Genomic DNA, 12,912 nt, shown 5'->3' with positions numbered 1-12,912 from the left:
CCGCTTGGAGACGAGGCACGGCGCGTTCGCCTACACCTGGGACCTCGTGGGCGACCCCGCGGCGGCCGAGCGCATCGCCGGACTCGGGGTGAGCACGGTGACCCTGCAGGCGGCCTACCACTCGGTCCGGGCCACCACCGCGTGGCATCCGCGCCATCGCATCGTGCAGGCCGACCACGCGGCGGCCTACTTCCGGCTGCGCCCCGACCGCTGGCGCGGGCGGCTCAAGCCGTACGCGCCGGGCTGGGGGGTGCCGGACGAGGACAGGTTCGGCACGGCGCTGGCCGCGCTGGCGGCGGCCGGGCTGCGGGCCGAGGCCTGGATGGTGCTCACGCACTCCTCGATCCTGGGCCGCGAGGCGCCCGACCTGACGGTCAGGAACGCGTACGGCGAGTCCTACCCCTACGCGCTCTGCCCCGCCCAGCCCGCCGTGCACGACTACGCGCTCACCCTCGTGAGCGAGGTCTGCGAGCAGTACGACGTGCCCGCGCTGATGCTGGAGGCGTGCGGCTGGCTGGGCGCGGAGCACGCCGGCCACCACGAGAAGACCTCCGGCGCCCACCTGTCCGCCTGCGGCAGGGCGCTGCTGTCGCTCTGCCTCTGCCCGGCCTGCCGGAGCGGGCTGGCGGAGCGCGGCCTGGACGTCGAGGAGCTGGCGCGCGACGTGCGCGCCGCCGTGGACGGGGAGCTCCAGCAGGGCGTCCCGGCCGGGGGGAGCCTGGGTGACGCGCTCGGCCACGATCGCGCCCAGGCTCTCTACGATCACCGCGGCCGGGTCATCGCCGACCTGGTCCGCGCCATGGCGGCGCCGGCCGGGGGCCGCGAGCTGCTGCTCATGGCCACCGACGACCCGCAGGTCACCGGCCCCGACGTGGGGATCGACCTGGCCGCCTTCGACGCGCCGGTCGACGCGTACGTGCTCAAGTGCTGGGGCCCGGAGGAGGCGGCACTGGCCCAGGTGAAGGCCGCGGCGAGCCGCACCGGCATCCCCCTCGTCGCCAACCTGACCGTGCTGGAGGACGGGCACGCCCGGATCCCGGCACTTGCCGCCGACCTCATCGCAGGGGGAGCGCGGCAGCTACGTTACTACCACGCCGGGCTCGGCTCACCCGCCCGCCTGGCCAGCGTGCGGGCGGCGGCTCGCGTGAAGGAGAAGCAATGCTGAACGGGCTGTACGTGATGGACCCGAACCGCTTCGACGACGTCTACGGCCCCCAGGCCAGGGAGGCGATCGAGCGGCACCTGACCATCGCCTCGCCCCTGCTCACCGCCGACCGGATCACCCCGGACGTGCTCGCCGACCTCGACGTGCTGGTGACCGGGTGGGGGGCGCCCAAGCTGGACGCCGACCTGCTCGCCGCCGCGCCCAAGCTCTCGCTGGTGCTGTACGGCGCGGGCTCCATCAAGGGGATGGTCACCCCGGAGATGTGGGCCAGGGGAGTGCGGGTCACCTCGGCGGCCACGGCCAACGCCGAGCCGGTCGCGGAGTTCGCGCTCTCGCAGATCCTGTACGCGCTCAAGCACGGCTGGCGCTACGTGCTGGCCGCCCGCGCCGCCGCCGCCACCGCCCCGCGCGGGCCCGAGATCGGGGCCTACGACGCGGTGGTCGGTCTGGTCTCGCTCGGCGCCACGGGCCGGGCCACGGCGCGGCTGCTCGCCCATCACCACCTCGACGTGCAGGCCTACGACCCGTACGCCGACCCGGCGCAGGCGGCGGAGCTCGGCGTGCGCCTCGTCGGCCTGAAGGAGCTGTTCGCCACCTCCGACGTGGTCAGCCTGCACTCGCCGCTCACGCCTGAGACGGAGCGCCTGGTCGGCACCGAGCTGCTGGAGTCGATGAAGCCCGACGCCACGCTGATCAATTCGGCGCGCGGCGGCCTCGTCGACGAGTCCGCGCTCGTGGACGTGCTGAGCCGGCGGACCGACCTGTTCGCCGTCCTCGACGTCACCGACCCGGAGCCGCCCGTCGCCGGGTCGCCGCTGTTCACGATGCCCAACATCGTCGTCACCCCGCACGTGGCGGGCAGCCTGGGCCACGAGCGGCGCCGCCACGGTCAGGCGATGGCCGAGGAGCTCGCCCGCTACGTCGCGGGAGAGCCGCTGCTGTACGAGATCACCGAATCCGGCCTGGCGAGGAGGGCGTGAGCAGCGTCTCCCTGGTGCTGCTGCCGCCGCACGACCCGGCCACCGCGGGCTGGCGGGCCCGGCTGGAGCAGGAGGTGCCGGAGCTCGTCGTCCTCCGGCCGGAGACCCGCGAGGAGGCGGTGCGCGCGCTGGCCGAGGCCGACGCCGCCTACGGCACGCTGCCCGCGGACCTGCTGGCGCACGCCGGACGGCTGCGCTGGCTGCAGGCCCCGCAGGCCGGGCCGCCTCCGGGGTTCTATCATCCGGCCCTGGTCGCGCACCCCGTGCAGGTCACCAACATGCGCGACACCTACACCGACCACGTGGCCGCGCACGCGCTGGCGCTCGTGCTCGCGCTGGCCAGGGGCCTGCCCAGGTACGCCCGCGAACAGGCCCGTGCGCACTGGGCGCCCGACTGGGACCCCGGCGCCGTGCTCTCCCTGGGCGAGGCAACGGCCCTGGTCGTGGGGGTGGGCGCGGTCGGGGCCGAGGTCGGCAGGCTGCTGGCGGCGTTCGGCACCAGGGTGGTGGGCGTGGACGCCCGGCGCGGCGGCCCCGTGCCGGGCTTCGCCGAGGTGCTGCCGGCCGACGCCCTCGACCGGCTGCTGCCCGAGGCGGACCTGGTCGTCCTGACCGTCCCGCACACCCCCGCGACCGAGGGGCTGCTGGACGCGCGGCGGCTGGCGCTGGCCAAGCCCGGGGCGTACGTCGTCAACATCGGCCGCGGGCCCACCGTGCGGCTCGGCGACCTGGCCGCCGCCCTGTCCGAGGGGCGCCTGGCCGGCGCGGCCCTGGACGTCTTCGAGACCGAACCGCTCCCCGCCGATCACCCGCTCTGGGAGCGTTCCGACGTGCTCATCACTCCGCACGTGGGGGGTGTGGGGCCGCATGGCGACGAGCGGCGCTTCGCCGTACTGCTGGAGAACGCCCGGCGTTTCGTGGACGGGCGGGAACTGATCAACCTGGTCGACAAGTCCGAATGGTACTGAATCACGTGAACCGGATTGCACGCGTCGAGACCTTCACCGTGGGCCTGCCCTCGCTGCGCGACTTCGCCGTGGCAGGCGGGTCCGTCGTCCAGGGGGGCCGTCCGGCCGTCAGAGTCCTGGTGAAGGTCACCGCCGACGACGGGACCGTCGGGTGGGGCGAGGCCACCCCGATCCCCTCCTGGACGTACGAGACCACCGAGTCCATCGTCTCCACCATCGAGAACTACCTGGCCCCGGCCGCGGTCGGCCGTCCGCTGTGGGACCTGGACGGGCTCTGCCGGACCTTCGACCGTACGATCAGCAAGGGCTTCTCGATCGGCATGCCGCTGGCGCGCGCGGCGGTCGACGTGGCCTGCCACGACGCCTACGCCCGCAGTCTCGGCCTGTCACTCGGCGAGCTGTGGGGCCGGCGCAGGCGCGACACCATCGAGCTGGCCTGGATCGTGGCCACCGAGTCGGTCGCCGTGGCCGCGGACTCGGTGGCCGAGGGCCGCGCGCTCGGCTACCGCCACGTCAAGGTCAAGGTCGGCCTGCACACCGAGGACGAGGACGTGGCCCTCGTGGAGGCCGTGCGCGCCGCCGCCCCCGACGCCGTGCTCTGGGTGGACGCCAACCAGGGTTACACGGCCGCCGCCGCGCTCCGGGTGGCCCGGCGCCTGACCGACCTGGACGTCGCCGTCTTCGAGCAGCCGCTGCCGTCCAACGACGTCGCCGGCCTGCGGCGCCTGCGTGACGCCAGCCCGATCCCGGTGGCCGTGGACGAGAGCCTGCGCCACCCTAGCGACCTGGCGACGTTCGTCCGGCTCGACGCCATCGACGTCGCCGTCGCCAAGGTGCAGCGCTGCGGCGGGCTGACCCTGGCGCTGCGCCAGTGCCAGCTCGCCGAGGACTGCGGCCTGGCGATCATGGGCTCCGGCCTCACCGAGTCCGACATCGGGCTGGCCGCCTCGCTCCACCTGTTCGCCGCGTTCGGCGTGGACACGCCCGTCGACCTCAACGGCCGGCAGTTCATCACCAGCCCCTACGCCACGGATCCGGTCATCACGGTCACCGACGGCGTCGCCCACGTGCCCACCGGTCCCGGCCTGGGGATCGGCGTGGACGAGGAGGCGGTCCGCGCCCTCGCTCTCTGAACGGGCCCATACTGGCGGTCCTCGCGGGCGAGTGGGCCGCGGGGCGGCTGCCGCTGCGCCCGCCCGCCGCCTGCGCACCCTGGGGGACGCCCTGGCCCCGCGGGGCGGCTGGGGCCCGGACGGCGCCTGGCCGTGGTCGGCGCCGGATTCCTCGCGGCGGTGGCCCGGGGCCTCGGCTGCGGCATCCGCGGCACCGACCTGACGGGAGGACATGGCCGCGCGCCCGGACGATTTAGGCCCTGTTTGTCGTTTTCATGACCTTGTGCGGGCGGTGCGGATGACACCGTGAATGGATGGGCCCCGAGAGAGGGGTACGACGACATGACGAGATGCCGAGTTCCGTGCGTCCTTCTCCTGTCGGCCGCGGCCGTCGTCCCGGCGCCCGGCGCGGTGGCGGCGCAGCGGGCGTCGTGCCCGTCGCCCGGCGCGGTCAGGCCGACGGTCGTGCTGGTGCACGGCGCGTGGGCCGACACCTCCAGCTGGAGCGGCGAGGTGCAGGCGCTGCAGCGGACGGGTCACGCCGTGCGGGCCGTGGCCAACCCGCTGCGCGGCCTGACCGGCGACGCGCAGACCGTACGGGACTTCCTGCGGACCGTCTCGGGGCCGGTCGTGCTCGTGGGGCACTCCTACGGCGGCTCGGTGATCACGAATGCCGCCGCGAGCGACCCGCGCGTCAAGGCGCTGGTGTACGTCAGCGCCGCCGCGCCTGACGTCGGCGAGACCACGGGGCGGCTCAGCGGCTCCGGCTCCGCGCTCGGCGGTGACCCGGCCGCCCTGTACGACCGCTCGGGCTACCCGGGATCGAGCGGCGACGCGGCCGACCTGTACCTGAAGCGGGAGGTGTTCCGCCGCTCCTTCGCCTCCGACCTGCCCCGCGAGACGGCCGACCGGCTGTGGGCCTCCCAGCGGGCCGCCTCGACGGTCGCGTTCACGACACCGTCGAAGGCGGCGGCGTGGAAGACGATCCCGTCCTGGTACTTCATCGCCACCGGGGACCGGATCATCGTGCCGTCCTCGCAGCGGGCGATGGCCAAGCGGGCGCGCTCGAAGGTCACCGAGTTCCCCGGCGGCTCCCACCTCACGCTCATCTCGCACCCGGACGCCGTGACACGGGTGATCGAGGACGCGGTCTGCTCCGTGCGCTGAACACCGCCCGTTCACGTCGTCCGGAGATCCCGCTCCCGCGAACAACACAAGGAAGGAGATCCGGTTCATTCGCGAAGGGGTGCTCGTGGGCGGTTCGCTGGGGGAGAGATGCGCGCAACGGATCGTGGTCGGCGGTGCGGGGGAACTGCCGGTGTGGCTGGTCGACGGCATGTTCCGCCTCCGCCACACAGTGTTCTACGAACGCCTCCGCTGGGAGGTCGACAGCTTCCACGGCAGGGAGCGCGATTTCTACGACGACTGCGATCCGGTCTACGTGATCAGTTACGCGGAGGACCGCCAGGAGGTCACGGGCTGCTGCCGGCTGCTCCCGACCGTTGGCCCCTACATGCTCCGCGACGTCTTCCCCGAGGCGTTACGCGGCGGCCCGGCCCCGTGCGACCCGGCCGTCTGGGAGCTCAGCCGGCTGGCCACCGCTCGCGCCTGGTCCCGCAAGGCGACGGTGGGGTTCGGGCCGCTCGCCCGCGCGCTGATCCGGGAGGCGTTCCGCTGGGTCGACCAGCGCGGTGACACGGTGGTCGCGGTCTCCAGCGTGGCGGTGGAGCGCAGCGTGAACGCCATGGGCGTGCCGACCCGGCGCCTCGGTGACGGCAGGGCGACGCGGCTGGGCAGTCTGCTCTGCTCCGCCTACACCACCTCCACCAGAGACTTCCTGGAGAAGGTTCCGGCTGTGCCGGGTTGAATCAAATCTTTTTGACGTGCCGCAGGCAAGAAGTTCATCTCGCCGAAACCCAAGGCGGGATCGCGCCGGATAGAGTCCCGCCATCCTCGACAACGTCGATCCATTCATCGGTACGTCGGCGACCGACCTGCCCCGGGCACGTGGTCTGGCCGCCACTTGGTGGTGGCCGAAACCGCAGGTGGGCAACACTCATCCGGGGGCCACCTCGCCGCTCGGCATGGTGTCGGCCTGTGCCTACTCCGGCGCGTACCCGACGGGGTACGGGAGATACACCAAGAACACCGAAGGCGTGCCCGAGGAGATGCTGGAGCGGCTGCAGGCGTCCGGGTTCACCCATTTCCAGCAGTCCGGCACCGGCGCGATCCGCAAGTACTACAACTACGTCCGGGTCACGCCGATGGTGCAGCCGCTGGACGCGCTGGGGGAGGCCTGGCAGCTGCACGACGAGGTGGCGGAGGCGGGCTACTACGCGGCCACCCTGGACACCGGGGTTCGCTGCGAGCTCACCGTGGGCGCCAAGGTCGCCGTGCACCGCTACACGTTCCCGGAGCACAGCAGTGCCCGGGTGGTGATCGATCTGTCCTGCGGCGGCCTGGACATCGAGCTCGGCCGTACGGTGCCGCTGCGGGCCCAGGTGGAGAGCATGGGGCACGGGCGGACCCAGGGCACCGTGGTGATGGAGGGCGTCCCGCTGTCGGTGGTCGTCGACGTCGACAGCCCGGGCTGGCGGCAGATGCTCTGGTACGACCGGCGGCTCATCGACGGCGGCACGCGCCTCGACTTCGACAGCATCCGGCACACCACGCTGCGCCCTTTCGGCATGCTCTACATGGGCCCGGCCGCGCCGGGGCAGACCATCGAGGTACGGCTGGGGTTCTCGCTGCGCGGGTGCGACCAGGCGCGCGAGAACCTGGAGCGCGAGTGCCGGCCGGGGCAGCCGGCGTTCGACGCGGTACGTGCCAGGACGCGCGCCCGCTGGGGCGACCACCTCGGCCGGGTCCAGGTCGAGGGCGGCACGCCGGCCCGCCGGACCGTGTTCGCGACGGCGCTCTACCACGCGCTGATCAAGCCGTGCGTCGCCGACGACGAGAGCCCGTTCTGGCCGACGCCCGGCCCGTTCGCGTTCGACGTGTGCACCATGTGGGACATCTACAAGACCCAGCTGCCGCTGCTCGCGGCCGTCGCCCCCGACCGGGCCGCCGACCTGCTGGAGTCGCTGATCCGGGTCTGCGAGGAAGAGGGCAACTTCCCGATCGGATACCGGATGTCCCGCGGCGCCGACCGGTTCTTCCGCCAGGCCAGCGCGCTCGCGCACACCGCGCTGGCCGACGCCCACGCGCTCGGCCTCCGGGGCCTGGACTGGAACTGGGCGCTCGTGCACATGGTCGACGACCTGCGCCGGATGTACGGCGAGGACTTCTTCGAGCACGGGGTGGTGCACCCGATCACCCACACCCTCGACCTCGCCTACGCCCACCACTGCACGGCCCAGGTCGCCCGGGCGCTGAACGACCGTCGCCTCGCCGCCGACCTCGAGGACCGCAGCCGCCACTGGTCCAACGCCTTCGACGCGGGCACGGGGCTGCTGCGCGACTCGGACTTCTACGAGGGCGGCAAGTGGAACTACTCGTTCAGGCTGCTGCACGACATGGCCGCCAGGATCGCCCTGGCCGGCGGCGACGCCGCCTTCATCGACAAGCTGGACCGGTTCTTCGGCTTCGGCGCCGCGCCGGTGACGCAGCCCGGCAGGCGTCCGAGGGCGGCGGAGATGGCGGCCGGTTACGCCCTCAACCGGTTCGAGGGGCTGAACAACGAGCCCGACATGGAGGCGCCGTGGGCGTACCACTACGCAGGCCGGCCCGACCGCACGGCCCAGGTGGTGCAGGCGGCGCTGACCTGGCAGTTCGGCACCGGTCCCGGCGGGCTGCCCGGTAACGACGACTCCGGCGGCCTGAGCTCGTGGTACGTCTGGGCGTCGCTGGGGCTGTTCCCGGTCGCCGGGCAGAACCTGTTCCTGGTCAACGCCCCCGCGTTCGAACGGGCCGTGCTCCGGGCCGGCGGCAACGAGTTCGTCATCGAGACCAGCGGGCACCGCGAGACGCCGACCGGAGTCGACGGCATCGATCATGACCCGCCGGCGCAGTACGTACAGTCGGCGACCCTCAACGGCGAACCCCTGCACGCGACCCACCTGAGCGCCACCACCGTGCACCGGGGCGGCCGGTTGCACCTGCGGCTGGGGCCGGAGCCGTCGGCGTGGGGCCGGAGGATCCGCCCGCCGTCCCTGTCCGATCCGCCCGCCACACCGGAGGAACCGTGATGACCACCCCCCGCCGCCGTCTCGTCATCGTGGTCAGGGCCGACCCGGTCATCTGCGGCCACTCCGGCGAGGCCCGCAACCTCGCCGAGGTGGCGCTGACCCGCGGGTTCACCGACGTACGGCTGCTGACCTGGCCGATCCCGACGCTGCAGGCGGCCGGGCTGCCGCTCAAGCCGCTGGACCGGCTGCTGCCGTACAGCGCCGGGATCACCGTGGAGCGGCCGGAACCGGTCGGCGACTACCGGGTGCCCGACGGGCGCCACCAGGCCGGGCTCACCGGCCGCCTCGTCGAGCTGCTCGCCGAGCCGTTACCCACGACCTGCCTGTCCATGTACCTCGCTCCGCACACCGCGGTGGTCGTGGACGCGGTCGCGGCCGCGCGGGCGGCCGGGTTCGCGCCCGACGTGCACACCATCGCCAAAGCCGTCGGCTCCGACGTGACCAACGTGATCCGCTCGTGCCTGCGGGAAGGCCGGTTCGGCGCGGCGACCGTGCTGTTCACCACCTTCCTGGCCAACGACGAGGTCGTCGCGGTCTCCGAGTACACCCGCGAGGAGATCGTCGCCTCGGCCGAGCAGGTGGACGCCCACTGCGGCACCACGTTCGCCGAGCAGTGCCGGCGCCGCGTCACCGTCAGCTACCCGCCGATCGACTCCGCCGCCTTCCTCGACCTGGACCCTGCTCAGGTGGACGCCGCGCTCGCGCGACGCGGCCTGGAGCGTGACGGATACATCCTGTTCCTGTCCCGCGTGACCCGGGCCAAGGGGATCCACGACCTGCTGGCCGCCTTCGGCCGGATGCGCTGCCGCTCGCGCGTGAAACTGGCCGTCGTCGGCACGGGCCCGGCGCTGGATCAGGTGCGCGCGGCGGCCGACGGCGACGATCGCGTGGTCCTCTTCACCGACGTCGACGACCAGGAGAAGCCGCTGCTCATGCGCGGCTGCGCGGCCTACGTGCTGCCCACCAAGCCCGAGCCCGAGTTCGTGGAGACGTTCGGCATCGCCCTGGCCGAGAAGATGCTCGCCGGCGGCGGGCCGATCGTCACCACCACGACGGGCGGGACGCTTGAGGCGGTCGGCGACACCGCCGTCGTCATCGAACCCGGGGACGTGGCCGGTCTGGTCGCGGCCGTGGACCGGGTGGTCCTCGACATGCCCGCCGCCGAACGGCAGGATCTGGAGCTTCGCGCCCGCGCCCACGCGATGTCCTTCGACCGGGTCGCGGTGTTCGACAGCCTGTTCCCACAGGAGACACCTGCCGCGGCTTCTTGCTGATTTAGGACATGTCTCATTAAGTCATGAACACGCCCATATGTTTCGTGGTAGGACGTACGCACGAACGTATGGATCGGCTGGATGTTGCGCTCGGCCTGCCCATGGCGTGCGCGCTCGCCGCGCGCCGCCGGGCCACGGGGCCGTCGACGGGGATGATCAGAGTCGGCCGCGTGCCGCGCGGGGGCCAGCCGACAACGATTGGAGCAATGTGCGACGAAAGTACTCTGTGCTGGCTGCCGCCTTCGTGGCGTTAGCAGCGCTGTTGCCCGTCTCGCCGGCCGCGAACGCGGCCACCCGGGACGGAGCCTCGGGGGAGGCCACGACAGGCACCATCGCCTGGGCGCCCTGCGAGGAGGAGCCCTCCGCCGAGTGCGGCAAGCTGGCCGTCCCGGTCGACTGGTCCAACCCGAACGGCGAGAAGATCGACCTGGCCATCGCCCGGCGCAAGGCCACGGACCCCGCGGCCCGGATCGGCTCCCTGGTGATCAACCCGGGCGGCCCCGGCGGGTCCGGCGTGGAGTCCGTGTACGGCGCCACCTGGTTCACCGACGAGCTCAAGAAGCGCTTCGACATCGTGGGCTTCGACCCCAGGGGCGTGGGCCGCAGTCACCCCGTGATCTGCTCGGCGTCGGTGTACAACCAGATGCCGCACACCGTCATCTCCTCCCAGGCCGAGTTCGACGCCTGGGACGCCTTCACCAAGAAGCTGCACAAGGACTGCCGGGAGCGCACCGGCCCTCTGTACGACCACGTCGACTCGCGCAACGTGGCCCGCGACATGGACGCCCTGCGCGCCGCCCTCGGCGAGGAGAAGCTGACCTACTACGGCATCTCGTACGGGACGCTGATCGGCCAGATGTACGCCGAGATGTTCCCGAACCGGATCCGGGCGCTCGCGCTGGACAGCAACATGGACCACAGCCTCGGCGTCGCGGGCTTCCTCGCCACCGAGGCGGTCGCGGTCGAGGACGCGTTCGACGAGTTCGTGGGCTGGTGCGAGGCCGACGAGAGCTGCGTCCTGCACGGGCGTGACGTCCGCGCGATGTGGAAGGACCTGCTGGCCAAGGCGCGGCGCGGGGAGCTGTACTACCCGACCGCCCCGGGCAAGCCCATGACGGAGCTGCAGGTCATCTACAACGCCGCGCTCGGCACCGAGGGGCCCGACTGGCGCACGCTGAGCGAGGTCATCAACTGGCTGAGCGGCGGCCCCGAGCCGTCGTGGGTGCCGCCGCTGCCGGGCCGGGGGCCCGTCGAGGGCGACGTGGCCGAGCTGCCGACCCGGATCCTGTGCCAGGACTACAACCTCCGGGTGCGGAACTACACGGAGTACGCGGCTCTCATGCGCGTCTCCAACACCCTGGCGCCCGACGTGCGGTACCACCCGTACCCGTACGACGACCTGCCGATCTGCCTCAACTCGACCCCGACGAACCCGCCGCACGCGCTGCGGTACACGGGCGACGCCCCGATCCTGCTCGGGAACTCGCTGCACGACCCGGCCACTCCGTACATGTGGTCCGCCCACGTGGGCCGCCAGCTCGGATCGAAGGCGACGCTGCTCACCTACGAGGGCTGGGGCCACCGCATCTACGGCAAGGACGAGTGCAGCACGGTGCCCATCGACAACTACCTGATCTCGCTGACCGTGCCCCCGAAGGGCTTCCGCTGTGAGGTGGGCGGCAAGGCCGAGATCATGGCCAAGCGGCAGCCTGGACGACTCTGGCCGACCGACCGGCTCAACTGGGGCGGGTCGCGCATGACCCCGTCCTTCAAGCCGGCCGGCTGAGCCGGCCACCTCTGACGCCGCCCATGGCCCGGCTACGTGGCCATGGGCGGCGTCGCCGTCTTCCCGTCAGGATCGGGGCCGGCGGGCGTGCAGGACGAAGGCCGGGGGCCAGTTGCGCCAGACCGTACGGCTGGCGATGACCTCCTCGAATCGGTCCGTCAGCAGGTCGCGGAAGCGGCGCGCGGAGCTCAGGGGGACGGCGTGGAGGTAGGTGAAGGCGGTGAAGGCGCTGTACGGCCCGAGGATCGCGATCGTCGCGTCCATGAGCTCCTGCTGGGCGGCGGCCGGGAAGAGGGTCCAGGGCAGGCCGCTCACCACGACGTCGGCGCGCTCGATCCCGCGTTCGTCCAGGAGCCGCCGCAGATGCTTGGCGTCCTCCTGGATCACCTCGGCTCCCGGATAGCGGTGGCGGAGCAGGTCGGCCAGGCGTGGGTTGAGCTCGATGGCCAGGTGGCGGCCACGGCCGCCGAGCCGGCGCTGGATCTCCGCGGTGAACGGCCCCGTGCCCGGGCCCAGCTCGACCACGACGGGCTCGCCGCGTTCCGGGAGAGAGCAGGAGACCGCGCGCGCGAGGTGCCGTGAGCTGGGCGCGACGGCCCCCATCCGCAGAGGGGATCGCAGCCACTGTCCGAGGAACAACCTGAGGTCGTTCGGCGCGAGCCGGCCCGGGGCCGCCTCGGTGTGGTGGCGGTCCGGATCGCCGGTGGCGTGAGTGGTGCTGGAGGTCATGCTTTCCCTTCGCGGTGTGCGGATGCGGGACATTGCGATCACTTACGTCGGCAACCAGGGGAGAAGCTGCTGCTGGGACTGGGTGGCGGCCATGGTGGCCGCTGGCACCGCCGCGCCCGCCGAACCCGATACCAGGACCGATCCCCCCTCACCGTCTGACCGACCAGGTCATTGGAGAGCTGTACCCAAATGAGATGTCCTGATCAGTGTGGGGTCGTCCGAGCCAGGGCGCATCTGGGAGTGGGGATCTGGCCTTGTCGGTGTCATCGGCAAGGGTGTCGCTCCAGTCGTCGCGCCTGTGACCTGGTAGTAGACCCTAATGCCGCCTGGGCCACGCCCGGGTCGCCCAGCGGCAGGTCGCTGTCGAGGAGCGTGGTGTTCGTGGAGCTGATGATCTTGCCGTGGACGTCGGCCACGGTCACCGACGTGACCCCGGATTGGGTCAGTGCCGAGTGCACCAACGGGGCGAGCACCTCGCGCGGCGCCGGCCGGTCGATCTGGGCGCGCGGCAGCGGGTTCCATGCCAGCTGCTCGGCCAGCGCGGTCACCCGCCGTCCCTCGACGCGGTCGAACGTCGCCGCCGACTGTGCCAGCGAGATGGCGCCGACGGCGAACAGGACCACCAGGACGATGGCCAGCTGGAGGATCAGCATCTCTCCGGCCAGGGTCGGGCGGCGGCGTCTCACGAACACAATGAACACAATCTCCGCT

General features: G+C 72.4%; 11 protein-coding genes. 9 read left to right on the top strand and 2 right to left on the bottom strand.

Features of this window, described 5'->3' with window-relative positions:
- The first annotated feature begins 4 nt into the window (after positions 1-4).
- The 9 genes from ACFKCF_RS28520 (at position 5) to ACFKCF_RS28480 (ending at position 11,472) form a co-directional block, all read left to right on the top strand.
- Positions 5-1,165: a hypothetical protein gene (locus ACFKCF_RS28520; protein WP_394498257.1), complete on the top strand. Its 1,161-nt coding sequence runs from the start codon at positions 5-7 to the stop codon at positions 1,163-1,165.
- A complete protein-coding gene (locus tag ACFKCF_RS28515) occupies positions 1,159-2,145 on the top strand; it encodes a hydroxyacid dehydrogenase (RefSeq protein ID WP_394498255.1) in 987 nt (328 codons plus the stop codon). The genes ACFKCF_RS28520 and ACFKCF_RS28515 overlap by 7 nt, the downstream gene beginning before the upstream one ends.
- On the top strand, positions 2,142-3,113 hold the full coding sequence (locus ACFKCF_RS28510) for a D-2-hydroxyacid dehydrogenase (protein WP_394498254.1): 972 nt from the start codon (positions 2,142-2,144) through the stop codon (positions 3,111-3,113). Before ACFKCF_RS28515 ends, ACFKCF_RS28510 begins: the two co-directional genes overlap by 4 nt.
- 5 nt (positions 3,114-3,118) lie before the next feature.
- Positions 3,119-4,246: a mandelate racemase/muconate lactonizing enzyme family protein gene (locus tag ACFKCF_RS28505; RefSeq protein WP_394498252.1), complete on the top strand. Its 1,128-nt coding sequence runs from the start codon at positions 3,119-3,121 to the stop codon at positions 4,244-4,246.
- A gap of 321 nt (positions 4,247-4,567) precedes the next feature.
- Complete coding sequence (locus tag ACFKCF_RS28500) at positions 4,568-5,392, top strand: alpha/beta fold hydrolase (RefSeq protein WP_394498250.1); 825 nt, start codon at positions 4,568-4,570, stop codon at positions 5,390-5,392.
- A gap of 85 nt (positions 5,393-5,477) precedes the next feature.
- Complete coding sequence (locus tag ACFKCF_RS28495; RefSeq protein WP_394498249.1) at positions 5,478-6,092, top strand: acyl-homoserine-lactone synthase; 615 nt, start codon at positions 5,478-5,480, stop codon at positions 6,090-6,092.
- Positions 6,093-6,174: 82 nt separating this feature from the next.
- A complete protein-coding gene (locus ACFKCF_RS28490; protein WP_394498322.1) occupies positions 6,175-8,412 on the top strand; it encodes a GH92 family glycosyl hydrolase in 2,238 nt (745 codons plus the stop codon).
- Complete coding sequence (locus tag ACFKCF_RS28485) at positions 8,412-9,686, top strand: glycosyltransferase (protein ID WP_394498247.1); 1,275 nt, start codon at positions 8,412-8,414, stop codon at positions 9,684-9,686. Before ACFKCF_RS28490 ends, ACFKCF_RS28485 begins: the two co-directional genes overlap by 1 nt.
- A 208-nt stretch (positions 9,687-9,894) precedes the next feature.
- Complete coding sequence (locus tag ACFKCF_RS28480) at positions 9,895-11,472, top strand: alpha/beta fold hydrolase (protein ID WP_394498245.1); 1,578 nt, start codon at positions 9,895-9,897, stop codon at positions 11,470-11,472.
- A 66-nt stretch (positions 11,473-11,538) separates the two neighbouring features.
- On the opposite strand, the gene ACFKCF_RS28475 is transcribed toward ACFKCF_RS28480, so the two are convergent.
- The gene (locus ACFKCF_RS28475) at positions 11,539-12,201 is read right to left on the bottom strand and encodes a class I SAM-dependent methyltransferase (protein WP_394498244.1); all 663 of its coding nucleotides are present in this window, start codon (positions 12,199-12,201) and stop codon (positions 11,539-11,541) included.
- Between the two features lie 263 nt (positions 12,202-12,464).
- The gene (locus ACFKCF_RS28470) at positions 12,465-12,893 is read right to left on the bottom strand and encodes a hypothetical protein (RefSeq protein ID WP_394498243.1); all 429 of its coding nucleotides are present in this window, start codon (positions 12,891-12,893) and stop codon (positions 12,465-12,467) included.
- Positions 12,894-12,912 lie beyond the last annotated feature (19 nt).

It is taken from the genome of Nonomuraea sp. JJY05 (assembly GCF_043496855.1).
Classification (GTDB): domain Bacteria; phylum Actinomycetota; class Actinomycetes; order Streptosporangiales; family Streptosporangiaceae; genus Nonomuraea.
This window is presented reverse-complemented; position numbering and strand designations above follow the sequence as displayed.